We start from the raw sequence: 23,244 nt of genomic DNA on the forward strand, positions 1-23,244 counted from the left end.
CTGTCTGTTCAAGCGCCGTCGGCTCCCGTCCGGGCGGTTCTGGGATCAACGCGACGCATCGCAGGTGATGCAGCAGCTCGTGGTGGATGGGATGGGCCCGTCCGACCCGCTACACATCGCTGATCACATTCACGCCCTGGACTCCCGAATCTGGGTCGTGGTGAACGAGACGGCTAACAGTGTCCTCGTGGATGATGTGGTCGATGATCTGACCGAGGTTGGGTTGGAGTGGACGTTTGTCGGCGGGTCGTTGATGGTCGGACCGGTCGGGGCTCGGCATCGTACCGCACCACTGTCGGATCGGCACCTCGGCGATGATGTCGTCGTGACGAAGGTGGGCAAGGATGTGGTCACCGACGTGCTCGTCAAGGGTGAGGGTGTGTGGGCGCAGCGGGCGATTGAGGATGACCGGATCGTCCTCCAGTCCATCGTGAAGGGGAACAAGCTCGTGACGGTTCAGGAGTGCGAGACGAAGGCGCAGGCGACGTTGGACCAGTTCGCGGTCGCCCCGGTGGCGGTGAGTGTCGGTGGGGCTGGGTTACGCGCCGACGCGCCGGTGTCGTTGCATGAGCTCGTTCCCGGCGTGCGTGTGCCTGTCTCGTCGGTTCAGACCGGCGTGCGGGTCGGCTGCGACCTGATGATCGAAAAGGTTGCGTTCTCACCGGATGGGATCAAACTGTCCCTCGTTCCTCCGTCGGTGTCGTGGGAGGCTCGCGAGGAGTTCCCGCCGCCGTTGACGAACGACTTCAAGTCGCCGTGGGAGAAGGAGCAGGCCGGTAAGGCCAACGCTTCGCAGAAGGATAAGGCCGACGATGCGGACTGGGTCAAGCCCGGAACGCCGTTATAGGAGAGCAGGATCATGGGTAGGACAGCGCGGACGGATGCGGAGTACATCGCGGAGTTGGAGCGGCGTGTCAGGCGGCTGGAGCGCGCTCTGGGGCCGTGGCAGTTGAGTGTGGGCCGGTATGGGGACCTCGTCGCCGATAATCTGGACACCGGAGTGAGAACCGTTGTAGCCCGGCGTGAGTCGGAGCCGCAGGGTAAGAAGGAGACATAGAGGTTATGGCTAACACCATTTGCACATCCCGTCAGTTCTCGACCGAGAACGGGGTGCTGCATCTATCACGGGCCGCGATGCCCCGCGTGGTGCTGGAGACTCGCACGCCCTCGGTTAATGACGGGGAGATTAAAGAGCACTCGCCGATTGATAACCAGAAGATTCTGATTGAGCAGCGCGGGCACTGGAAGAACGACTTCGGAGTTCCTGTGACGGTTCAGGTTCAGATCCAACGCGCTCGCCGAACCATGAGCACGACGTGTCCGCACACTGTGTTTCTCCGAGAGTCGTACACGACGCGGGTCGGGACCGATGGGCTTACGCAAATCATGGCCCCGGAGCCGACGACGGAGCCGACGTGGAACACGGAGTGGGGCGCGGGCCTGTTCGCACCGTTCAATGGGATGGGTGGGGACGAGTGGCCCCCGATTACGACGTGGCAGTCCACCCCGGAAGCCACCTCGACGCTGGACCAGATTCGCGTTCCAGCGGGACAATCGCTGGACGTTCGGTTCCGCGTCTCACTGGTGACGAACGCTTACGTCCGGGTGCCGTGGGGCGATGCTCACCCGCGCGATGGTAGGCCGACCGCGTTCGTCTGGGCATTCTCGAACACCATGCGATTCTTCGCCTTCCCCGACCCCGTATAGCTCGACTAGATAGGACACACAACAATGGCACTTGAACAGGATTACGGACGCATCCCCGTCCCGGCGGATAACGTTCCCGAGTTCGGTGTGGTGGTGCGCATCCAGGGCACTCACGCCGTCCTCACCGCCGACCGGGATGGGAAGCCGACCCCGTTCCTCCGACACAACGAGCAGATGATGGTGCGGTTCACCCCGCACATCAAGCAGTTGCTGGAGGAAGGGTGGGTCGATCTGATCGACTACATTGAGTTCCCCGCGGCGGCGCAGTACTTCCCCACTATGGCGGAGGTGTTCCAGATGATCGAGGACCGGGCTAAGACGCTGCCCGGCGAGTCGGTGCTGGGCATCCGCGTGGATGGGGATGCGCTGGTGATGCGGGTAGGCCGGGACTTGGAAACGTCCCGCGAAGTCCGGGCGGTGATTCCACAGTTCGGTGATTTGTCGGCGCAGGTTGAGCAGGCGGAGACGGCTGCGCTTCGGTCGGAAATGGCTGTGGAGCAGGTGATGAACCTGGTGAAGGACGCGGCGCAGGTCGCGGCGGATCAGGTGTCGGTGGAAGCGGAGCAGTACGCTGCGCTCGCTGCTGCTGCTGCGGAGCGTTCCGTCACGGCGGCGGAGGAAGCGACGCGACAGGTCGAGTCCATCGGCACGGTCGCCGGGCCGGAGGGTCCACGCGGGCCGGAGGGGCCGATGGGTCCGCAGGGTCCGCAGGGTCCGCAGGGTCCGCAGGGTCCGCAGGGCCCGAAGGGCGACACTGGTGCGGCGGGTAAGGACGGTAAGGACGGCGCTTCGGTGTCGTACGAGTCGATGGTCGCGACTTACGCTGATCTCCCGAAGGGTTTGTCCTCGTCTGATAAGGGCAAGGGCTGGGTTGTCACCGCTGATGGTCGGATTTACGTGTGGGATGGGGCGAAGTTCCCGCCCGAGGGCGCTGCACCATTGTTCCGTGGCCCGCAGGGCGAGACTGGTCCGCGCGGCCCGCAGGGCATCCAAGGCACGCAGGGCCCGAAGGGCGATACTGGCCCGCAGGGTCCGATGGGTCCGCAGGGTCCGAAGGGCGATGTTGGGCCGACCGGTCCGAAGGGTGATACCGGGCTTCAAGGTGTGCAGGGTCCGAAGGGCGATACCGGCCTACCCGGTAAGGACGGTCGGTCGTTGATCGTTCGCGGGGAGGTCGCATCCTCGGCATCACTGCCCCCATCGGCGGCGGTGGGTGACACCTACGTCATGACCGATAGCGGTAAAGCTGTGATGTGGAATGGTACGTCGTGGTCGGACCCGTTTGCGTTCGTCGGTCCGCAGGGACCGCAGGGTGATAGGGGACTCCGCGGCGATACTGGCCCGCAGGGTCCGCAGGGCCCGGCTGGCCCGGCTGGCACCCTATCGGCTGACCAGGCGACCGCGCTGTTTGGCGCGCCGTCGTTCCGCACGAAGCCCTACGGTGTGCTCCGCTGGACCGGGCCGCAGTACGACCCGCCAGCAGCACGGTTTACCCGTATGCGCGCCTACTCGGACGGGAAGCTCGTTGTCGGCAAGAACTACGGTGGCGTGGCGAACGCATCCACGAATGATCCGTACCTCGTCGCCCCGGTTGATGGGTGGTACAACCTGTACGCCCGGCAAGGTTTCGCCACCATCCCCGGCGCTAAGGGCTGCGGCCTGACAACGGACATTAACGCGGGTGATCGGGGGCTCGTGTTGTGGAACGATATTGGCTTCGGTCAGATCAGTATGGCGACCGGCGTGGAGTTCCTCACCGCAGGGACAAGGTTGTACCCGTGGATTTGGACGACCGAGGGTAACGCCGGGGCGACTGGCAACATCCGAGGAATGGAATCACAATTCCGCATGATCTTCCTAGCAGGAGCGTAACGATGGCTGAAATTAACTACGACGATCTACTCAATGAGATCATCGAGCAGATCAAGAATGACGATTCGGCGGACTCCGCGACGGTGGAGCGGCTGGTGCAGCGGCTCCGCGAGTTGCAGGCCACCGCGTCGGCGGAAGTCCTCGGTCGGAAAATCATCGCCGGGGACGGGCTCGCCGGGGGTGGGACGCTGGAGCAGGATGTGACACTCCGCCTGTCGGATGAAACGAACGAGTACATCCGGCTCGCGGCGGCTGCGACGACCCCGAAGCAGCTCGCGGAAGCGATCGCCCCGCTGCTGACGAAGGCCGAAGCCGGGGCGACCTACGCGACGAAGGCGGAAGCGAAGCCCGCCTACGTTATCCCGTTCAGCGTGCCGGGCACGATCAACGGCGAGGAAGTGTCCCCGCCCCTACTGATCGGCACGGGCGCGGCGGGGTTGAAGATCACGCATATCGGTGTCGCGGTCGGCACCCCCGGCTCGGCGGTGACTGTGACGCTGCGCGGTGGGGCGACCGGGTCTATTACCGTGGGGGATGGGGTGGTGTCGAAGCAGTCGGCGATGTCCGTCCCCATCACGGGCCCGGTGCGGGTTGCGATCTCGTCCGCGTCCTCGGCGGGTGTGACGGTTACGCTTCGGGTGCAGGAGTCCTAGCATGAGTATCAAGGACTGGGTCAGGACGGCGCGGGCGGTTCAGACACATGAGTCATTCGACGGGCGGCTCAACACGGGCGGGGCGATGATTGGCTCCCCGGTGTACGTGCAGGGCGTGGATGGTCAGGCGCTGTCGATTCCCGCGAACGCTGGTGCGACTATCCCGGTGTCGTCCGCTGCTGCTGCAGGCTACCCGGTGTCGGTATCACTGTGGTTCCGGTACTCTGCGAGTTCCGCGACCGCGGAGCTGTTTCAGTGGGGCAACATTCCCGGCATGGGTGCGCGGGTGTACGGCGCCAATTCGGTTTATCCTCCAGGCACGGTCGAGGGGTGGGTGCGGTTGTCCTCGGGCGGGTTCGCGCTCCGCGCCCGGTCGGAGCAGTTATCACCGGATCGGTGGCACCTCGTGACCCTCACCGTCGAGGGGACGACGATATGGGGCGGGTGCCGCGCCCGCATGTATATCAACGGCACGCTGGTTGCCGTGCAGTCGTATAGCGGCGGGCTGTTCAACCTCGTGAACTTCGACCGTCCCCGTACCATGACCGTCGGCGTGTCCGCCGGGGCGGTTGTGGTGGACGAGCTGATCATCCAGGAAGCGCTGCTCGGAGATTCCGAGGTTATGGGGCTATATCAGTCTGCGGAGTCGCTGACGCGGGGGACGAAGCGGAGCGGGTGGGGCGTGGTATTCTAGACCGCAAGCAGGACCAGTCCCCGCTGACCTCCAGACAGCAGATTGGGGGCCGGTTCCGAAGGGATTAAGGCCCGTGTTGCTACGACCTCCCCCTCGCCTAGTGGGCAGCTATGGCGAGGGGGCTTCCTCATGTATAGGGGACGGGGCGGTCGCGCCGGTTAGACTCAACCTATGAGCAGACAGTGGCCGATGCCGAAGAACACATTCACCATCACATCCCGGTTCGCGGGCAGGATCAACCCCGTGACGGGCCGACCAGAATCACACTCCGGAACAGATTTAGCCGCCCCGGACGGCACCCCGTTCTACGCCGTCCAGTCTGGAACTGTGCAGTACATCGGACCCGCTTCGGGCTATGGGCAGTGGATCGTCGTGGACTCGTCCGACGCGGACGGCGGGGGCTGCGTCGAGTACGGGCACATGTGGAACGCCTTCGCCACGGGGCTGAAACTGGGCGACCGGGTGGAGGTCGGGCAGCTGCTCGGCTACGTCGGGTCGAATGGCCAGTCCACGGGCCCGCACCTCCACGTCACGGTGTGGGAACGTGGCTACGGCGGGAAGCGCGTGGACCCGGAAACCTGGCTCCAGGACGCGGCCTACCCACCGCCCGGTGGTGGTCGCGCCCCCGTCACCGGCGAATCACCAGCCGGGGGCGATGTGCTCTTCGGCGTGGACATCTCGAACCATCAGAACGGCTTCTCGTTGCGCCGGGTGAAGGAGGAAGGCTTCGCGTTCACCATCATCAAGGCGACCGAGGGGACGTGGCGCGACCCGGTGTTCCGGTCGCACCTGGACGACGCGAAGGCTAACGGCGTGCTGGCCGCTGCTTACATCTACGTGCGCGAGGAAACATCGCCGGAGGATCACGCCGCCGCGCTGGAAGCGCAGCTACCCGAGAAGGACGTTCCCGTCGCACTCGACATCGAGGACAAGAGCGGCTACGACCCGGGCCTGTGGCACGGCATCGTGTCCGCGCTTCGCGGGCGGGGCTACCGGGTGATCCTGACCTACCTCCCCCGGTGGTACTGGACGAAGGCCGGGAAGCCTGACCTGTCCGGGCTCCCGCCGCTGTGGTCCTCGAACTACCCGTCCACGACCCCGGGTTACGCTTCGGCGCTGTACTCGACCGCAGGGGACGCTGGCTGGGCTGGTTACGGCGGTCTGGAGGTGGCGATGTGGCAGTTCACCGACCGGGCCGTCGTCGCCGGGATGAAGGTGGACGCGAACGCCTTCCGCGGCGGGATGGATAAGCTCCGCGCCCTGTTTCAGGGCGAGGGGAACACCACCCCGCCCGGGGCGGAAGTCGGCCCTCCAGTCTTCGCGTCGAAGCTGACCGCCGAGGACTACGCCCGACTGTCGTTCGAGCAGCTCGCCGGGTACAAGTACCGGCAGGACGGGCTCCCCGACTTCGCCGGGTGGGATGCCGAGTCGGTCATCGCGTCCGCGAAGAAGAAGCTAGCGGACACGGGCGCGTGCACGCCCGTCGAGCTGCTGTTCCTCGCTAACGAAGATCTGATCAACCGAATCAAGAAGGGTGAGAAGTAAGTGAAAATCAAGGGAATTGACGTGTCCATCATCGTTCGCGGGGTGATCTACGCCGCGGCGTTCGTGTTCTCGGCCGCGATGCTGCTGTCGGGTAAAGCGACGAGTGATCAGGCGCAGGCGTGGCTGGATTATGCCCCGGAGCTCGCTGGCATGGTCGCCGGTGGTCTAGCGCTGGTGAAGCTGAACCGCGGGTCGAACTCGACGGCGACCGAGGACGATGTTCAGGCCGCGCAGACCGCAGCCACCGTGGCCGCGATGGAGCGGATGTACCAAATGAGCCGGGAACTGCTCGACACCATCAACGAGAAGAAGCAGCCATACCAGTCGGTCGGCGCTGCGGACAGTAACCCTCCGATGGACGAGTCGGCGGAGTACGGTCAGCACGCAGCCCCGGTGAGTGTTGATCGTGTTGGTTCGCAGCACGGTTCCATCTACCCCGGATAGGAGCAGAAATGATGTCATTCATTAATCAGGTATTCAGCTGGGCGCGGAAGATCATCCCAGCATCCATCGTCCCCGACGTGCCGGTTGGCACGTTCATCCACACCTCGGCGGGCAACGGCGGGACTGACCAGCCCACGCAGCGGTTCGGCATCGGCGGGACAGACCTCGGCTTTTTGTTCGAGGGCGGCAAGTCCGTCAATGGCGGGAAGGCACTATGGGTCGGCGGGGTCTTCGGCGATACCTTCACCGGCGGGACACCGGGCCAGGGTGATTGGCGCTCGCCCGTGGGGCTCCGCTCGTCAAACCGGGATGTCACCACGCGCGGCATCGTGTGGGACAACGCAATCCACGGAATCAACTACGCGAACCAGATGTGGCCCTACCGGCACGTGGGCGAGTCCGGGACGGTGAACGGCAGGAACTTCGACGCATTTACCATCATCCCGAATGATGTGATTCAGCTCCCCGATGGGAACTACCTCGGCAACGGCTTCCGTGTGAAGCGGTGGGGCCAGGGCGGTGTGCAGCGGATGTGCTGGACCCTATCCGCAGCCTGGTTCTGGTCGAATGAACCGCACGCCGAGGTGTGGGACGTATGCCGTCACGAGAACAACCTGGGCACCCTATACGAGTGGGTGAATCGCGGACGCGATCATTACTTCCAGAACAACACTATGGTGATGCTGCCGGGCGACGAGAACGTCTATGTGTTCGGCACGCCGGAGGGGCGGAAGCGCGGCCCGGATAGCGGTATCTACCTCCGCCGGGCGAACTGGCGGCACCTATGCAACGACGCGTCGTGGGAGTTCTGGGGCTGGACCGGTACACGGTGGGAGTGGGGACGGCACATCAACCCGACCCCCATCCTTCTCCCCGACACGCCCGAAGGCGCGATCGGTGAAATCAATGCGCAGTACATCCACGGGAAGGTGGTGCTCACGTACTGCGACGAGAAGCGTGGCGTGATTGTTCGCCTGGCGGATCGCCCGGATGCGCTGTGGACGAAGTCGCGGGAGATCGTCACCCGCCTACAGGAACCGTCGATGTACGCGCCGAGCATCCATCCGTGGTCCCCGTCGCTGGAGGATGCCTACCTTCATCTATCGTCCTGGCGGCAGTGGGATGGACGGACGATTGACTACTGTGCTCGCGGCTACCGGGTAAACCTCACCGGGAACACCCCCGGGGCGGAGGGGGCGGCATGACCCTGCTGGAGAAGGAGAAGGAGCCACCACTGGTCCGGCTCCGCCGTGGGCTCGGGTCGCCCTGGACGGGGCTGGGAATCTACGGAGTCGGCACGCTCATTAAAGGCCTGTTCTACCTGCCGATGCTGGGGAACCCGAGTCGGCTCCCCGCCGTCGAGCAGTGGGGCGGTCCGAACCTGTGGGCATTTGTGTGGATCATCGTCGGTGCGTTCGCAATCTGCGCGGTGCTGACCCGCCGATGCGGAGCTATCGCCGCCGGGGGCCTGTTCTTTATCTACCTGATATGGGGAGGTATGTACCTAATCGCCGAGGTCTACGGTAACTACCCACTCGGGTCGATGGCGTCTGTGGTGTACCTACTGGTAGCTGCGACGATCTTCTGGGCGTTCTCGCGCCCCCGGTGGAGCAGATCATCGTCAAATCAACGCACTGCGAGGGTGAGGGAGATTCCGAATGAGCGAAAGCCTAGCCGCGGTCGTCGTCGGTCTGGTGGGCCTCGCCGGTGCCGTGCTGACCGCATTTATCACCGGCCTATTCGATAACCGGAAATCGGTCGCGGACCAGTATCAAGCCCTGGTGGACGATATTCAGGACTTCGCGAGCAATAAAGCTGCGGAGCAGGATAAGAAAATCAAGGTGCTAACCGCGAAGCTGGAGGACGTGCAGCGTGTCGTGGCGGAGCAGGGCGAGCAGCTCCGCGTGATTAGCAGCAAGTATGATCTGGCGATCGGGTTCATCCGGCGTGCGCATCAGGACAAGACGGTCGCGGATCTGCTTCCGCCGCTTCCGGAGCGGTTGTTGGATGATGTTCGTCGGCAGGTGTCGTGAGTGTTGTACCAGACCAGAAACTTCTGGTAAACTATACGTGTAAGATTCATATCCACAGGAAAGGCAGTACAAGCACCATGCAAGCCCCCGTGATCGGCTCCGCCGCCCTTCACCGACTATCCGAAGCCGACGCGAACAAGCGCGTCTACAGCATTCTCGATTGGATCATCAACCACGCCGACGACAACGGAGTCGTGGAAGTCTCGATGTCACAACTGACTAAGGTATTCAACGTGACTATTGCGATGATCCAGCAGCCACTCCAGCTACTCGAACAGCTCGGCCTGATCACCCGCGAACGACGTGGCCCCTACCCATCGGTTATCCGACTGACCCCCGTCGTCATCCCCACCCTGAAGCATTAAAAAGACCCCCCGCGCTAACGAGGGGTCCCAACTCACAGAAAGGCGTTCTGCTATGAACGACTATACACCAACGTCCGCATGGACCGCAACTTACGACCGAGATCGCCGGAAACTATGGGGCGAACCTGGGAGCGTGTGGACTGTCTTCGACATCCTCGCATCAATGGCTAACGGATCATCCGGGCGGTGCTGGCCGTCCGCGGCGTACATCGCGAAGGAAACCGGATTGAGCCGCGCGTCGGTGAAGAACGCGCTCCGCCGTCTTGACGAGCTCGGAGTGATCAGCGTCGAGCACCGGGAAGCGACAACGAGTGTTTTCACAGTCCCCCTGGCGACCATGAAGGGGGTTAAACCTGTAGCCGGGGGGGCGGGTAAATCCCTGCTCGAAACGGGGGGTAAGGATTTAACCCCAAATAAAGAATTAACTAATAAAAAATCATCTAACAACACGGGCGGCGCTCCGCGCCCGTCGGAGGATGTCTTCCACGAAGAACCGAAGGACACGTCGGCAGGGTGGATTGACGAGCGGACGGCTCACGCCGCCGCCGAAGCTGGCATCACGGCGATGGAGGACGAAGGGGTGCCACTGCGCACCATCGTGGAGCAGACGGCGCAGCGGGCGAACCAGTATCAGATCGTCACGGACCTGTCCCCGCTCCCTCGGACGATCCGCTCCGGTGAGTGGACGCTGGACCCGGAGGGTGATTGGCGGTCGGTGGCTCGCACCATCGTCGTCGGCAAGTGCGGCCCGGTTGAGGGCAGGATCATGAACATGTTCCTCGACGGCATCGCCCCCCTCGTCGCCACGGGGGAGGTTCCGCTGCACCTGATCGAGGAAGCCGCGGCATCCGGCGGTGGTGGCTTGTACGCCATCGGAGCTGTCCGGCACGTCGCGGTCGGCCTGTCGGCGCGTCGAATGTCGTGGTTGTGGCGCATCCGGGCGATCCGCAGGGGCGGCAGCGGCGGGCGGGTGATTGACACGATCATCCCGTCTCGGACGAGCGGTGTCACCACCCCAACCGAATTGTCATTTACCGAGATTGAGGAACCCGCTTATGCGTAATTTCACCGAAGCGCTCGCGGCCCGGTGCCGTGGCCTACTCGGAACCGACCAGGTTCGGATCACCGACGGGCAGACCATTATCCGCTGGACGGCGGAAGTCGAGATAGAGGGAGGGCCGTTCACGACGGCGACGTTCGAGGTCACACCCCGCCCGTTCACGATGGACGCGGTGAATGAGGTGTGCGCGGAGTACAGCGTGTATGACGGATTAGAGCTGGACATCGCCCTGACCGATCTCACCAAAATCATGCCGACAGTGTTCCCAGATAAACTCGAACGAGCTCGGGAACTAGTGCAGCACGACAGCGTCATGATCTACCCCAACGACGTGTACGACCGCGTCGAGTACGTGATCATTAACCCCGACTCTGGGCAGACCATCACCGGCGACGCGGCCCCGGACACCATCCCGCAGATCATGGCCCGCGACGCGGCCCCGAACGCGATCACGCTGGTGTTCGTCCCCGACAACCTCATTGGGGGCGTGTGGTGAAGGAGGGGTTCAGCGTCGAGGACAAGCGCATCATGAGCCGCCGGTCATACGGCGTGTGCGAGCTATGCAACAAAAAGCCGGGCGGGCACTACCACCACCGGAAGCCCCGCAGGATGGGCGGGGTTCATGGCGACGCTGATGCGGACGTGAACCGCCCGTCGAACGGGCTGGTTCTATGCGCGGCCTGTCACGACCGGGTGGAGTCCCGGCGCGGATGGGCGCACGACAATGGGCTGCTGCTGAAAGCGAACCAGCGACCCGAGGAAACACCGGCACGGCTTCCCCGCTACGGCGGGGCTGTGCTTCTGGACGATGAAGGAAACGTGGCATGGCAGATGTGGTAGATGTGCAAGCGATCATCAGTGAGCATGCGACCGTCGCGGAGGGCGTGGAGCCCGGAACGGCGGAATGGCGGCGCAGGGTCACCGCGTCGAAGATTGCGGGCATCATGGACTGCGACCCGTGGGGCGGAACCCCGTGGATCATGTGGCACCAGCTCGCCGGTCATTTCGACGCGCCCGAAGCGGATACCGAGGCGACCCGGCGCGGTCGGCACCTCGAAGCCGGTGTCGCTGATTGGTGGGCCGAGGACAACCCGGAATGGACCGTCACAACGTGCGGAACGTTCCAGTCGCGCCGGTGGACATGGGCCTACGCAACCCCCGACCGGCTGCTGGCAACCACGAGCCGCGTCGCGCTCATGGAGATCAAGACCCAGGCCGACACGAGCGGATGGGGAACGCCGGAAACCAACGGTGTCCCGCTGCACTACTGGCTCCAGGGCTTGTGGCAGTGCGCTGTCACTGGGCTGCGCGATGTCGTGTTCGTGGTCCTCGGCCCGTTCCTGGAGCTCACCGAGTATTGGGTCACCTACACTGATTTCGATATCGAAATGACGGTGGACACGATCGGGGAGTTCGTCGCGACGCTTCCGGGGGGTGTGTGCGAGCGGGAGCCGGAGCGGACGAATCCGTCCTCGGAGTGGCCGGTGTTGGCTGCTATGACCCCGGCGACGGTGCAGGCGGTTGAGGTGGGCGATGTGTATTTCGAGTACGCGGCTGCGAAGCTGCGCGAGAAGGAAGCGGCGGCGGAGTTGGATGCAGCTCGGTCGCGGGTCATCGTCGCCGGTGTGGATGGCGAGTGCATCACGGCGGATGGTCGTGTCGTGGCGACGCGGTCGGGCGATCGGTGGCGGTTTAAGCCGGTTCCGAAGCAGTGGCAGCGTTGAGGTTGATTTCCCCACAACTATCCGGTAAACTTTAAGTAGGTGTTTATGGTGAACACCGTGACCAGCATAGAAAGGCAAACATGCTCAACCCCGAAGCGCCATACGAGCGCTACCCAGACAACCACCCCTACATCCTCGACCCCGAGGGGACCGTCAGGAACAACCTCCCCGACATTATGGCCGACAACGGACTCGGCACCAACACCGAAGACCTACAGTGCCGCAACGAAATCATGCGAGCAATGGTCTACACCGCAGCCATGTTCGACAGCCCCGAAGACTTCGCCCGCTTCGCCCGCGTCACCGGTGACTCACTCCACCGCCTAGCCGACGAAGTCGAAAACACGGAGGACAGCTAACCATGACTGACCAGTACAGCAGCCGATCCCTCACCATCGCCGCCGAGCAGGACACTTTCACACCGGTGCAGATCGAAGCACTCCGATCCATCGGCCTACAAGGCGCAGCCCCCGCCGAGATTCAGGTGTTCTTCCACACGTGCAAGCGGACCGGCCTGGACCCCTTCGCCCGGCAGATCTACATGATCAACCGCCAGGGCAACTGGACGATCCAGACCGGCATCGACGGCTTCCGACTCGTCGCGCAGCGCACCACCGAGCGGACGCACGGAACGCTCGGATACGAGGACCCATTGTGGTGCGGACCGGACGGAGTGTGGCATGACGTGTGGGTCGCGGACGAGCCGCCGGTGGCATCGAAGTCCGTCGTGGTCCGTAACGGCGAGCGGTTCCCCGCCGTCGCCCTGTTCCGCGAGTACGTCGGAACCCGGTGGGATAAGAAGCTTGGCAAGAAGGTGCCGAACACGATGTGGCAGGAGAAGCCCGCCCTGATGCTGCAGAAGTGCGCCGCAGCCCTCGCCCTCCGGTCCGCGTTCCCCCTCGACCTATCCGGTGTCTACACCAACGACGAGGTTCAGGCCGACATTGTGGAGCCGGAGCGTCCCGCCGCGCCGCGTACCGATTCCCTCCACCCGGAGGGGTTCGACCCGGAGACGTGCACTCGCGAGGAACTGCAGGCGGCGTGGAAGCGGGCGAACGCGGCCCGGCAGGTGGGTGAGATGAACCGCATTTCGCAAATCGCCACGCGCCGGTTCAGCGGCGATAATGACAAGAACGGGCAGCAACCAGCCGACAAGGCCCCGGAGCAGGCCGAGCAGCCCGCCGAGGACACCACCATCATCGACGGCGAGACCGTCACAACCGACAAGGAGCAGTAGACATGAAGCAGGGAGAGAACCCCCTATTTTTCGAGGGCGGAGTCAAGGAAGACCCGCAAGTCCGGTACACACAGGACAACAAGCCGTGGGTCACCCTCGACGTAGCCAGCACGTCCCGCCGGTTCGACAAGGAAGCGAACGAGTGGGTGGACGGAACCACGACGTGGATTCCCGTCGCGCTGTTCGGCAACGGCGCGGAAGCAGTTGGCCAGCAGGTGCGGAAGGGAACAGTCGTCATGGTGTTCGGCAACCTCGTTCAGCGGTCGTGGACGACCGAGCAGGGCGAGCGCCGGAGCCGCCTGGAGTGCCGCGCATCATCCATCGGAGTCAAGTGCCGTAAGACCCGCGACGGCGCGGGCGCGGCCCCCGGCGCGGACATGGGCGACCCGTGGGGCTCCACCCCGTCCGGCAACACCGGCGGGGGAACCGGCGCGGCTGGGTTCGACAGCGACGAGCCGCCGTTCTGATGCGGTCCTGGAACCTCCCCATGTCGTTCACCCGCCCCCCACTGTCGCTCAACGACCGGGGACACTGGGCGAAGAAGGCGGCGGCGGTGGCGGCGGTGCGGAAGGAAGCAGCCTACCGCGCCCGCGCGACCGTCCCCCGGAACCTCGGCCACATCACCACCCGGCTCCACTACCTACCGCCGGATAACCGCCGCAGAGACGAGGACAACCTCGTCGCCACGGCGAAAGCGTGCTGGGACGGGCTTGTCGATGCGGGCATCGTCCCGGACGATACGAGCGAGTACATGACCAAGATCATGCCCAGGATCCATCACCACGAGAAAGGCCAGAAGCCGCGAATGTGGCTCGAAATCACCACCACCGGAAGCGAGGACACGAATGCAGCGGACAAGTAAATCGGACAACGTTTTCACACCGGTTGAGTCGGAAATGTTCGTCCTCGGCGCGATGATCCAGTCGCGCGATGCTACCGCCGAGATTCTGTCCTCGGGTATGAACCGGCAGATGTTCTACCGCCCGGATCACCAACTCGTTTTCGAGACAATCGAGCAGATGGAAGCGGAGGGGGCGCAGATTGACCCTGTGTTCCTCGCCGACCGGATCAACGCCGCTTCCGGGCGAACGATCGGAGATGTCGCCCAACTGATCTTCGACCTGATCTCAAAGGCCCCAACTCCGATTTCCGCGATGTACCACGCCGAGCGCGTGCGGGCGGGTTACCTACGCCGGGAATCGTACGCCGCCGCGGCGAAGATCAAGCAGCTATCGGAATCGCCCGAAGTCGAACCGATCGAGGTTGTGGAGCAGGCCCGCGCCGAGCTCGACAACCTAGGGACGGTCAGCGTGTCCGATGCCCCGTCAATGGTGGGCGACATGCTCGAAGCGACGCGGGACTACTACCGACAGGACACCGGGCGGATCACATGGTCGGGCTTCGAGTCCCTGGACTCCATCACGGGCGGGCTCAGGGCGGGGCAAATGATCATCGTCGCGGCCCGGCCCGGTATCGGTAAATCGACCCTCGCCCTGGACTTCGCCCGCAACGTCGCCCGCACCGACCGGGCGGCGTTGATGTTCTCCCTAGAAATGAGCAAGCAGGAAGTGACAGCACGGGCGATCAGCGCCGAGTGCTCCATCGACCTCGGGCGGTTCACGCACTCGACGCTGATGGATGATGAAGCGCAGCGGCTCGCGGATCACGCCGACGATATGAGCAACCTTCACTTGTGGGTGGATGATGCGCCGGGGATCACAATGGCGGAGATTCGGGCGAAGGCTCGGCGGTTAGCTCGCGAGCGCCCCCTGGGGTTGATGGTCGTGGACTACATCGGATTGATTAGCGCTGTGGGAAAGGTTGAGTCGCGGCAGATTGAGATTGCGCAGTACAGCCGGGCGCTGAAAATGCTCGCGAAGGAACTGGACTGTCCGGTTGTGGTGGTCGTGCAGTTGTCCCGGCAGGCGGAGATGAATGGCGCGCCGCGGCTGCACCACCTCCGTGAGTCGGGCGCGCTGGAGCAGGACGCGGATAAGGTCCTGTTGCTGTCGCGGAGTGATGGTGGTGATTTGACGGTTGATCTGGCGAAGAACCGCAGTGGTCAGCTGGGAAGCGTGGAGCTTACGCCGGTGCTGCATTACTGCCGGTTCATGGATCAGAAGTGGTCGCCGGGCGGGTATCAGTAGGGCGGTTCGGAAAAAAGTTTAAGTGTTTTTCGTTTTTTACTTGACTTACACCACCATATCACCTATACTATAGTTACAGGTTAAGGGAAAGGCCCGTAACCAACCACCAGAAAGGCAGAAACAATGAGCACCATCATCATCGAAAAGACCACCACCGAGAACCAGACCAACTGGACCGCCGGAGACCACACCCTCACCAAGAACACCTACGACAACGGCAGCGTCGAATGGCGGGTAACCAGCAACTTCAACACCAACTGCACCCTCCACATCGACCTCGCAACCAACGAACTGCGCTACGCAGCAGCCAGCACCACCGCAAAGGTCGAGGACATGGACAAGCTGATCGAAGAACTGCAAAACGTGAAGCAGATCGCCGAAGCCTTCCAGCAGATCATCGCCACCAACTAACCCCTCCACTCACCCCGCCCCCCGGGGCGGGAACACAGTAAGAAGCACACCATGACCATCGAGATCGACAAGTTCGACAACGTCGCAACATTCGAAACCTACGGCTACGTCCTCATTCGCGAAGAGCTAGACCCCGACTACATGGAACCAGGCGAACCGCCGGTCATGTGGCGCATCGCGTGCCGGAACATCGACAACACACGAATCGAGATGACCGTCAAGAACTTCACCAAGACCATCGAGTTCCACATCCTCGACACCCCACTCCAGGACATCGACACACACCTCAATAACGTGCAAATGGTCAAAACCATCGCCCGCATGTTCGAGTCCATCATGCAAGACGACTAACCCCCCATTCATCCCCGCCCCCCCGGGGCGGGACTCCAGAAAGGAAAACATCATGGCCGGTAAGCACCGCGCAGAAGATCGACACACCAGCAGCTACGACTACGAACTGATAGACGACTACTACGACGAACCCGTCACCATCATGGACTGGGTCGTGTTCATCGCCCTAATCATCATCGGCGGCACGTTCGGCTGGTTGCTGTTCCACTGGTTCAGCCCACTGTGGATGAACTAAGAGAGGGAGGACATACCACCATGAGCAAGAAAATCACCACCAAACCCGCTCCCCGCGCGAACGAGCTTCGCGACATCATCGCGGAGATCATCGGACGCGACGAGAACAAGAACGCCCCGGCGAAGGACCTCGCGACGATCATCGTGGGCGAGATGCTGAACGGCCAGTGGGTACGCAACGACCGCGAGCGCGCTATGGCCGCGAACGTTGGCCCGTCGCTGGTCATGACCTATCACCTGGATATGTCCGCAGACGAGTCTACTGGGTCTATCCACTGGACCACCACGAGCCCGAGCGAGTTGCTGGCGATGCTCGCGGAGACGGTTAGCTGGGCGATCAAGGAAGCGGAGGACGAGTTCCACGTCGCTGGCCCGGAGCTGCTGGCGATCCTGGTCGCGGCTATCGCGCACCACCGGGCAGAGGACGAGCGGAATGGGGGCGAGGATGACTAGCCCGCACCCCGCGGAGTCCCGCGCCCGCGACGAGCTCCGCACCGTCCTGATGAACCCGCCAGATGACCCTGGCGTGCTGCGGAGCCGCATGGTGGATGTGTTGAGCGAGTTGTGCCACGCGCCATTCGAGCGGTGGCCGCAGTGCGCCGTCGAGCTCCGACACATCATGCTCGCGCACCCGGAGACGGACAAGACGCAGCGCCCCGCCCGCGAATGGATGTGGAGCCGCTTGTCCACGATCGAGAAGATGCAATACAGGAAGACCAACAAGTTCTAGGAAGGACTGATCACAATGAAACTGCCGAAACTGCCCTATATAACGACCCTCGCGACGATGACGAGCGATAAGCGCGACGAGGACGAGCTGGTTCGGTGGCACGCCGAGCATATCGCCGATGGAATGGCGGTCGGGACCATCGACATGCTGGGTGACGTGTATGCCCGCCTACTGCTGGAGTCGCTGATTTCCACCGGGGTCTACTGGTCGTGGTGGGAGCTGGTGACAATGGAGGACGAGAACACGGTGCGGTTCGAGCTTGTGGACCGGACTGTCGTGGTGACTTTCGAGCGGCTATTTGAGCGGCTCAACGAGATTAGTCTGCCGGGTGAGGGGCGGTTCGTGGACGAGTTTAACCAGCGGTTGACTGACCGGGACTACGAGGGTCTGTATGGGATGTGTTCGGACTCGGCGCAGGCGGATGATGTGCTGCAAATGCTGCTGTTCGGTCGGGAGGTGTTTGCATAATTGTGTGCGTGACCTGCGTGTTTGATGGTCGCGAAAAAATGTCAAAGTTTTTTAAAAAAAGTTGCAAAATAACTTGTACGACATGACTAGATGGTATATACTATAGTTACAGGTTAAGGAAACACCTTAACCACCACCACAGAAAGGACAGCCCACAATGATCACCATGGTTACCAAGACCGGAACCTACCGAGGACACACCCCCTGGACCATCGCCCGCCGACTCCACGGCACCAAAGCACAAATCAAGTGGAGCACCGACCCAAACAACCCAGAACGCGGAACCATCGTTGAGAAGAACGGGGTGAATACCTACACCGTACTCGGAACCATCCTCGACATCACCAACGCCGACGGCACCGATTGGACCATCAACGACCGCATGGCCGAGTTGAAGCTCGACCCAGAAATCGACGATGCGTTCTTCGACACCGCAACCGGCGAAGAAATCATCATCCACTAACCCAAAGCCCCATCCGGGGCGGGCCACCCACAGAAAGGCACCACCATGAAACAAGTCATCGACGGGCTTGTTCAATTCAACCAAGCAATCAAGAAAGCACGGCTCACCGATGGGACCTTCACCCTCCAGGGCTACACCATCACCGACGTGAACCTCGGAGACATCACCATCACCGGCGGCGAGTTTGTCGACTGCACCTTCTACGGAAACGACCTAGCCGACGGCGGGTTCACCCGCACCGCCTTCACCGAATGCCGATTCGAGTTCCTCGGAGCCACCGACGCGGAGATGCGCGAGAACGATTTCAAGGACTGCTACTTCCGGGGGCTCGACGCGCTCCGCGCGGACTTCACCGGAAGTCAGTTTGAGGGCTGCACCCTCCAAACCACCGTGTTCATCAACACGAATCTGGAGAACACCATGTTCTTCGACTGCGAGCTGTACGGCGCGACCATGACCCTCGCGAACCTCAAAAAAGCAGGATTTATCAAGTGCAACTTCCGCAACTCCAGCGCGACGTATGCGAACTTCACGATGACGAACCTCACGGACTCGAACCTGTCCGGACTGTCGTGGTGCGGCTCGGTGCTTTCCAACACGCCCCTGGGCACGGTGTACCTGATGCCGACGGGCCGCGGTCTGGTGGTAGACGCGCTCGGGAAGCACCTCACACTGGACGAGTTCGCGGAACTGACGTTCAAGGAGGAACCGGCGAAAACTGCCGCGGTTGAGGGTATTCACCAGCTCGCCGCAGCACACCACCTGTCGTACGCGGATGATCTCGAAACAACAGTGTCCAAATGGAAGGAGCAGTGATTATGGAAGCCAAGAAGGCCACTCCCGAACAGCCGCCCCATGCCGACATTTGCGCATCACCCAAGTGCCCGAACCACGCCCTACGCGAAGTCGGGTACTGCAAGAAGCACGCCTACCTCCACGGCGCGGTTCACCACAAAGTCTCGCCCGTCATGGCCTGCAACCATATCAACTGGCTACTACAGACCGGCTCGACCCGGACGGGAGTCGCGACCGCATCCGGTCTATCCACCGAGACCGTGGACCGCATCCTCAACGAGAACACCACGGCGATCCAGCAGCGCACACACAACGCGGTCCTGGGAACCCCGCCGAGCCGGTCCATTCAGAAGATCAGCACGTGGCAGCTCGCCCGGCGTATCCGCGCCCTCCGCGCCGCCGGGTGGACGGTCAGCGACATCGCCACCGACAGCGGCCTATCGCTCCCCACGATCCTCCACATCCAGCATGAGAGGTGGCCCACGGTCCAGCGACGCACGGCGATCAGCCTGCGCGACACCTACAGCCGTCTATCGTCCCTCCCGGTGAAGAAACCGCACTACCGCGTCGCGAGACAGGGCTGGGCGCTCCCGATGGAGTGGGACAACATCGACGACCCCAACGAGCACCGCGACCGCCCGCCCCTGGGCGACGACAACCCGGGAAACATCGACAAGACCCGCATCCCGGTGGATGACCAGCTGCTCGCGAAGCTCCGAGAACTCGTCGCACACTACGGCAGCATGGCCGAAGCGGCGCGGCATCTCGGGTGGGACGGGAGCCGGGTCCGTACATACCTTACCGGGCGGGTGAAGTCCATCCAGGAGCGCACGTACATCCGAATCATGAATCACCAACCAGAACAGGAAGACAAGCAATGAGCATCAACCGACACCGAATGGCCACCTACATCACCATCGCTACTACGGCGGCGATTATCGCCGTGAAGGCACAGCCCGGGACCAAGACTCACACAGCATCCGCCGAGCTCGCCACCGCGATGCTCGCGAACGTCATCGCCCGCGCCGTGAAGGCCAGGTGTGGAAAGTGACGTACCTCGACCCTCGCAAACTCCGCGTGCGGTACCGCTCCAGGTTCGCGGTGCACCTCGTGTTCACCATTGCCTTGGCGATCATCGCCGAGACAGTATGCAGCGGTGCCGACCTCCACGATGACCTCAACTTACTAACCATGTTTTCCGCTGGGATGGCTCTCACATCCTGGATAACCCTGAAAGATTTCTCATGAGACCCACAATCCGCCGAGGAGGCTTCGGCCGCTGGACCGTCCACGAACCAGACGGCACCGCCACCAACTTCCGCACCCACGCCCAAGCCATTCACCACGCCGACGAAATCGCCCGCACCATCACCATCACACTCCCGCCGTACCGACCACAGCGCAAGGTCGAAGAGGTCATCGTCACGAGCACCGAATACGGCGGGACCTTCTACGGCCCACGGGAAATAGAACAAATAGACATCACTCCCAGCTCGGTAAAGACCATCGCCCTCGCCCTACTTGCTACTGCTCACCACCAGGAGAGGAACCAGAAATGAATCGTGAAGAAGTGCTTGACATTGTGAAAAGCGCACGAGAGGACAATAAGCTCCCGGACCTGCGCGGCGCTGACCTGCACTACGCTGACCTGCGCGGCGCTGACCTGCGCGGCGCTGACCTGTACGGCGCTGACCTGCACTACGCTAGCCTGCGCGGCGCTAACCTGCGCGGCGCTAGCCTGTACTACGCTGACCTGTACGGCGCTGACCTGCGCGGCGCTGACCTGTACGGCGCTGACCTGAGCGGCGCTAACCTGTACGGCGCTGACCTGTACGGCGCTAACCTGCACTACGCTAGATGGGGCGGACTAGAAATCAACCACCTACCCAGCGGCACCCTCCACCTCACCCCCACCCCCGAAGGCTGGCGAATAACCCTCGGCTGCTGGAACGGCACCCCCGACCAACTACGCGACCTCATCGCAAAGGACCAAGGCTGGCCAGAAGCCGAAGGCGACGAAATCACCCGCCGCCGACCCTACATCGAAGCCGCGCTTACCCTATGCGACCTCCACATGCAAGACCACGAAGACATTATCCCCACACTCGCCGAAAAGTGGACAGACAAGGAGAACAACCAATGACCGACAAACAACCCCGCACGCTTGCGGACATGACATCCGAAGAGCTCGAACAATGCCGGGGTATGTGGTGCGACTTATCCATAGAAGCCTGGATCGTGGTTAGTGCCTATTACTCCGAGCAATACAAGCAGACACTGGTGGTGCTGCTTGACCCCGTAGACGGCGAATTGCTAGAAGGCGTGCCCGCAACAGCAGTAACCCCCCGTTTCGATCTGCCCCGTGCTTGGACCCCGGACGGCACGCCCGTGGTGGCCGACCCGGAGGAATACACCGCCGACGGGCGTAGTCGAGTCTATTTCGAGGGCATTGAGAAAGTCGCCTTCCCGCCCGGCACCCGAGTCCGCCGCTGGGTGAGCGACTGGGAGGAAATCGAGTGACTATCTACACCGAGTATCGAGCCACGACGGCGCTTGGTGTCGACCAGGACGGGAACCTCCAGTGGCAGTCGCCGGAGTACTGGCATTGGTACACAGACGAGCAGGAAGCCCGCGAAATCTACGCCGACATCGTAGGCGGACCGTCCGATCGGCTCACGGCGCTCATGTCCCGCCAAGTGACCCCATGGGAGCCAGTAGATGGCCCCATCGCCCCGGACGGCGACCTCATGCCCGCGTACCGCGCCGAGCTGTGGTTGCCCCGCACCCGGGGTGGTCAACCAGAACGCAGCCGGGTAACCATCCCCAAATCCACATACGAAGCCGCCGAAGCATTCAAGGACCTTGCCCACCACCACGGCGACCGTGGGTGGCGCGTCTACGCCCGACTACAGTCGCCCATCACGATCCTCGAGCAGCGCGGCGCTGCGCAGCTCGTACCCCGCCCAGCCGGGCACATCTACAACCTCGCAAAGGATCAATCATGACCATCACACCCAAACAGGCACGCGCACGCCTGGAACAGAAACCGGACGCTAACCGAATCGAGCGCCGCGCCTACCGCACTATCGCCGGGATGCAGTGGGAGTACGCCCCGCAAGCCCACCTCAACGGAGCCTGGAAACACTACACCGGATGGGGCAACCGTAGGCGACCGGAGCCGCCATTCAACACGCCAGCGCACACATTCGAGGTCGGCTGGTTCAACAGCGAAGAAGAAGCGCGACGGATAGCGCCACCGCCAGATTGGGCAGAATACCGCATCGTCCGCAGACTCGTATCCAAACCGGAGGTAGTCGAATGAGCTTCGCAATTTACGGCACGCTCATCGGCATCGGAGCGGGAATCGCAATCGGAACCGCAGCGACCTGGGACGAGCGCCGATCCCGCATCCTACGCATCACCATCACCGCCGCCATAGCCGGGGCTCTAATACTAGGAAGCTTCGGCGGATGCCTGGCATACACGACAGATACACTGCAATGCCCGCCAGGGCAAACCGAGGTGTACGCCGAAGAGAACCCACACGGCCTAAGCGGCTGCGTCCCCAACGACCTACTGAAAGACCTCAAATGACCGCCAACACCGACTGGCTCAACATCATCGCCCACACCTCCCGCATCCTCCACGACATCGTCGAGGGCCACCCCGTGTCCACAGCCGACCTCCACAAGGCCGCAGCCGTATCCGGCTGGATCGCCGAAACCCCACAAGCAGACCAAAACATCGTCGCCGAGTTGTACACAGACAGCACCCCGGAACGCCTCGCAGACTTGGGGCGCGCCTTCCTCGCCCTCGCCCTCAACCGCATGGAAGAACAGGAAACAGAATGACCATCACGCCAGACCAAGCAAAGACCCTCAGCTGCGACGACTACCCCCGCCCGTGGGAAATCGGCCAAGTGCCCGTCTTCGACCCATGGGATGACTACGAGGATGCCTGGTACGCAGGCCCCGCCATCGTCTACGACGAAGACATCGCACCCCTAGTCGCAGCCGCCCCGGTCATGGCCGAGCAAATCGCCGGAATGCAGTGGGAGTACGGCATCGATCGAGAAAACTTACAGTGCAACCACATCGACCATCCAAACGGATGCCGATTGACGATGTGGTGCCAGAGTCTCGACAGCGCTCGTGACGGAGTCGAGATCGCGCAGCAATCAGACCCTACCGCCCGCATCGTCCGCCGCCTCGTCGGACAACCAGAAGAGACACCACAACCACACCTGCTACAATCACACACAGGTGAGTCCACCAACGCGCTGCAACGCAAGGACCCACCATAAAGGGGCAC

The 23,244-nt window shown here is 62.7% G+C and carries 35 protein-coding genes; all 35 read left to right on the forward strand.

What is annotated here, in order from left to right:
* Nucleotides 1–847, forward strand: an 847-nt coding sequence (locus tag ACTNBU_RS05755) for a hypothetical protein (RefSeq protein ID WP_441031695.1), incomplete at its 5' end; no start/stop codon positions are given.
* 215 nt (nucleotides 848–1,062) lie between these two features.
* Complete coding sequence (locus ACTNBU_RS05760; RefSeq protein ID WP_441031697.1) at nucleotides 1,063–1,707, forward strand: DUF7172 family protein; 645 nt, start codon at nucleotides 1,063–1,065, stop codon at nucleotides 1,705–1,707.
* A 24-nt stretch (nucleotides 1,708–1,731) separates the two neighbouring features.
* The gene (locus tag ACTNBU_RS05765) at nucleotides 1,732–3,579 is read left to right on the forward strand and encodes a hypothetical protein (RefSeq protein ID WP_441031699.1); all 1,848 of its coding nucleotides are present in this window, start codon (nucleotides 1,732–1,734) and stop codon (nucleotides 3,577–3,579) included.
* Between the two features lie 2 nt (nucleotides 3,580–3,581).
* Nucleotides 3,582–4,232, forward strand: coding sequence for a hypothetical protein (locus tag ACTNBU_RS05770; protein ID WP_441031701.1), 651 nt, complete (start codon nucleotides 3,582–3,584; stop codon nucleotides 4,230–4,232).
* Between the two features lies 1 nt (nucleotide 4,233).
* Nucleotides 4,234–4,926 carry a LamG-like jellyroll fold domain-containing protein gene (locus ACTNBU_RS05775; protein WP_441031703.1) on the forward strand — a complete coding sequence of 231 codons (693 nt, stop codon included), beginning with the start codon at nucleotides 4,234–4,236 and terminating at the stop codon, nucleotides 4,924–4,926.
* 189 nt (nucleotides 4,927–5,115) lie between these two features.
* The gene (locus ACTNBU_RS05780; protein ID WP_441031704.1) at nucleotides 5,116–6,471 is read left to right on the forward strand and encodes a peptidoglycan DD-metalloendopeptidase family protein; all 1,356 of its coding nucleotides are present in this window, start codon (nucleotides 5,116–5,118) and stop codon (nucleotides 6,469–6,471) included.
* Complete coding sequence (locus ACTNBU_RS05785) at nucleotides 6,472–6,915, forward strand: hypothetical protein (RefSeq protein WP_441031706.1); 444 nt, start codon at nucleotides 6,472–6,474, stop codon at nucleotides 6,913–6,915.
* Between the two features lie 11 nt (nucleotides 6,916–6,926).
* Entirely contained in the window at nucleotides 6,927–8,120 is a 1,194-nt protein-coding gene (locus tag ACTNBU_RS05790) for a DUF4185 domain-containing protein (protein ID WP_441031708.1), read from the forward strand.
* Between the two features lie 453 nt (nucleotides 8,121–8,573).
* Nucleotides 8,574–8,948, forward strand: a complete 375-nt coding sequence (locus tag ACTNBU_RS05795; RefSeq protein ID WP_441031710.1) for a hypothetical protein — start codon at nucleotides 8,574–8,576, stop codon at nucleotides 8,946–8,948.
* A 77-nt stretch (nucleotides 8,949–9,025) separates the two neighbouring features.
* Nucleotides 9,026–9,313, forward strand: a complete 288-nt coding sequence (locus ACTNBU_RS05800) for a hypothetical protein (protein WP_441031712.1) — start codon at nucleotides 9,026–9,028, stop codon at nucleotides 9,311–9,313.
* Between the two features lie 52 nt (nucleotides 9,314–9,365).
* On the forward strand, nucleotides 9,366–10,376 hold the full coding sequence (locus tag ACTNBU_RS05805; protein WP_441031713.1) for a helix-turn-helix domain-containing protein: 1,011 nt from the start codon (nucleotides 9,366–9,368) through the stop codon (nucleotides 10,374–10,376).
* Nucleotides 10,369–10,869 (forward strand): hypothetical protein, encoded by a 501-nt coding sequence (locus ACTNBU_RS05810; RefSeq protein WP_441031715.1) that lies wholly within the window; start codon nucleotides 10,369–10,371, stop codon nucleotides 10,867–10,869. Before ACTNBU_RS05805 ends, ACTNBU_RS05810 begins: the two co-directional genes overlap by 8 nt.
* Before the next feature lie 328 nt (nucleotides 10,870–11,197).
* A complete protein-coding gene (locus tag ACTNBU_RS05815; RefSeq protein WP_441031717.1) occupies nucleotides 11,198–12,097 on the forward strand; it encodes a YqaJ viral recombinase family protein in 900 nt (299 codons plus the stop codon).
* Between the two features lie 80 nt (nucleotides 12,098–12,177).
* Nucleotides 12,178–12,456 (forward strand): hypothetical protein, encoded by a 279-nt coding sequence (locus ACTNBU_RS05820; RefSeq protein WP_441031719.1) that lies wholly within the window; start codon nucleotides 12,178–12,180, stop codon nucleotides 12,454–12,456.
* Nucleotides 12,457–12,458: 2 nt separating this feature from the next.
* Entirely contained in the window at nucleotides 12,459–13,334 is an 876-nt protein-coding gene (gene bet / locus ACTNBU_RS05825; RefSeq protein WP_441031721.1) for a phage recombination protein Bet, read from the forward strand.
* A 2-nt stretch (nucleotides 13,335–13,336) separates the two neighbouring features.
* Nucleotides 13,337–13,801: a single-stranded DNA-binding protein gene (locus ACTNBU_RS05830; protein WP_441031723.1), complete on the forward strand. Its 465-nt coding sequence runs from the start codon at nucleotides 13,337–13,339 to the stop codon at nucleotides 13,799–13,801.
* Nucleotides 13,801–14,196, forward strand: coding sequence for a hypothetical protein (locus ACTNBU_RS05835; RefSeq protein ID WP_441031725.1), 396 nt, complete (start codon nucleotides 13,801–13,803; stop codon nucleotides 14,194–14,196). The genes ACTNBU_RS05830 and ACTNBU_RS05835 overlap by 1 nt, the downstream gene beginning before the upstream one ends.
* A complete protein-coding gene (locus tag ACTNBU_RS05840; protein ID WP_441031727.1) occupies nucleotides 14,180–15,481 on the forward strand; it encodes a replicative DNA helicase in 1,302 nt (433 codons plus the stop codon). The genes ACTNBU_RS05835 and ACTNBU_RS05840 overlap by 17 nt, the downstream gene beginning before the upstream one ends.
* A 123-nt stretch (nucleotides 15,482–15,604) precedes the next feature.
* Nucleotides 15,605–15,892, forward strand: a complete 288-nt coding sequence (locus ACTNBU_RS05845; protein WP_343095466.1) for a hypothetical protein — start codon at nucleotides 15,605–15,607, stop codon at nucleotides 15,890–15,892.
* A gap of 51 nt (nucleotides 15,893–15,943) precedes the next feature.
* A complete protein-coding gene (locus ACTNBU_RS05850; protein ID WP_441031730.1) occupies nucleotides 15,944–16,243 on the forward strand; it encodes a hypothetical protein in 300 nt (99 codons plus the stop codon).
* Between the two features lie 52 nt (nucleotides 16,244–16,295).
* Nucleotides 16,296–16,478, forward strand: a complete 183-nt coding sequence (locus ACTNBU_RS05855) for a hypothetical protein (protein WP_428280620.1) — start codon at nucleotides 16,296–16,298, stop codon at nucleotides 16,476–16,478.
* Between the two features lie 20 nt (nucleotides 16,479–16,498).
* Nucleotides 16,499–16,930 carry a hypothetical protein gene (locus tag ACTNBU_RS05860; protein ID WP_441031733.1) on the forward strand — a complete coding sequence of 144 codons (432 nt, stop codon included), beginning with the start codon at nucleotides 16,499–16,501 and terminating at the stop codon, nucleotides 16,928–16,930.
* Nucleotides 16,931–17,351: 421 nt separating this feature from the next.
* Complete coding sequence (locus ACTNBU_RS05865; protein ID WP_441031734.1) at nucleotides 17,352–17,675, forward strand: hypothetical protein; 324 nt, start codon at nucleotides 17,352–17,354, stop codon at nucleotides 17,673–17,675.
* 157 nt (nucleotides 17,676–17,832) lie between these two features.
* Nucleotides 17,833–18,138, forward strand: coding sequence for a hypothetical protein (locus ACTNBU_RS05870; RefSeq protein ID WP_343100140.1), 306 nt, complete (start codon nucleotides 17,833–17,835; stop codon nucleotides 18,136–18,138).
* Between the two features lie 45 nt (nucleotides 18,139–18,183).
* Entirely contained in the window at nucleotides 18,184–18,954 is a 771-nt protein-coding gene (locus ACTNBU_RS05875) for a pentapeptide repeat-containing protein (RefSeq protein ID WP_441031736.1), read from the forward strand.
* Nucleotides 18,955–18,956: 2 nt separating this feature from the next.
* On the forward strand, nucleotides 18,957–19,814 hold the full coding sequence (locus ACTNBU_RS05880) for a helix-turn-helix domain-containing protein (RefSeq protein ID WP_441031738.1): 858 nt from the start codon (nucleotides 18,957–18,959) through the stop codon (nucleotides 19,812–19,814).
* A gap of 17 nt (nucleotides 19,815–19,831) precedes the next feature.
* The gene (locus ACTNBU_RS05885) at nucleotides 19,832–19,984 is read left to right on the forward strand and encodes a hypothetical protein (RefSeq protein ID WP_441031740.1); all 153 of its coding nucleotides are present in this window, start codon (nucleotides 19,832–19,834) and stop codon (nucleotides 19,982–19,984) included.
* A 193-nt stretch (nucleotides 19,985–20,177) separates the two neighbouring features.
* Entirely contained in the window at nucleotides 20,178–20,492 is a 315-nt protein-coding gene (locus ACTNBU_RS05890; protein WP_441031741.1) for a hypothetical protein, read from the forward strand.
* Complete coding sequence (locus ACTNBU_RS05895; protein WP_441031743.1) at nucleotides 20,489–21,076, forward strand: pentapeptide repeat-containing protein; 588 nt, start codon at nucleotides 20,489–20,491, stop codon at nucleotides 21,074–21,076. Before ACTNBU_RS05890 ends, ACTNBU_RS05895 begins: the two co-directional genes overlap by 4 nt.
* Nucleotides 21,073–21,453: a hypothetical protein gene (locus ACTNBU_RS05900; RefSeq protein ID WP_441031745.1), complete on the forward strand. Its 381-nt coding sequence runs from the start codon at nucleotides 21,073–21,075 to the stop codon at nucleotides 21,451–21,453. Before ACTNBU_RS05895 ends, ACTNBU_RS05900 begins: the two co-directional genes overlap by 4 nt.
* Entirely contained in the window at nucleotides 21,450–21,938 is a 489-nt protein-coding gene (locus ACTNBU_RS05905) for a hypothetical protein (RefSeq protein ID WP_441031747.1), read from the forward strand. The genes ACTNBU_RS05900 and ACTNBU_RS05905 overlap by 4 nt, the downstream gene beginning before the upstream one ends.
* Complete coding sequence (locus ACTNBU_RS05910; protein ID WP_435546304.1) at nucleotides 21,935–22,255, forward strand: hypothetical protein; 321 nt, start codon at nucleotides 21,935–21,937, stop codon at nucleotides 22,253–22,255. The genes ACTNBU_RS05905 and ACTNBU_RS05910 overlap by 4 nt, the downstream gene beginning before the upstream one ends.
* Nucleotides 22,252–22,527 carry a hypothetical protein gene (locus tag ACTNBU_RS05915; protein ID WP_343095450.1) on the forward strand — a complete coding sequence of 92 codons (276 nt, stop codon included), beginning with the start codon at nucleotides 22,252–22,254 and terminating at the stop codon, nucleotides 22,525–22,527. The genes ACTNBU_RS05910 and ACTNBU_RS05915 overlap by 4 nt, the downstream gene beginning before the upstream one ends.
* A complete protein-coding gene (locus ACTNBU_RS05920) occupies nucleotides 22,524–22,784 on the forward strand; it encodes a hypothetical protein (RefSeq protein ID WP_441031748.1) in 261 nt (86 codons plus the stop codon). The genes ACTNBU_RS05915 and ACTNBU_RS05920 overlap by 4 nt, the downstream gene beginning before the upstream one ends.
* The gene (locus ACTNBU_RS05925) at nucleotides 22,781–23,236 is read left to right on the forward strand and encodes a hypothetical protein (RefSeq protein WP_441031750.1); all 456 of its coding nucleotides are present in this window, start codon (nucleotides 22,781–22,783) and stop codon (nucleotides 23,234–23,236) included. Before ACTNBU_RS05920 ends, ACTNBU_RS05925 begins: the two co-directional genes overlap by 4 nt.
* Nucleotides 23,237–23,244: the final 8 nt, after the last annotated feature.

It is taken from the genome of Dysosmobacter sp. HCP28S3_G4, assembly GCF_052065175.1.
GTDB lineage: Bacteria > Bacillota > Clostridia > Oscillospirales > Oscillospiraceae > Oscillibacter.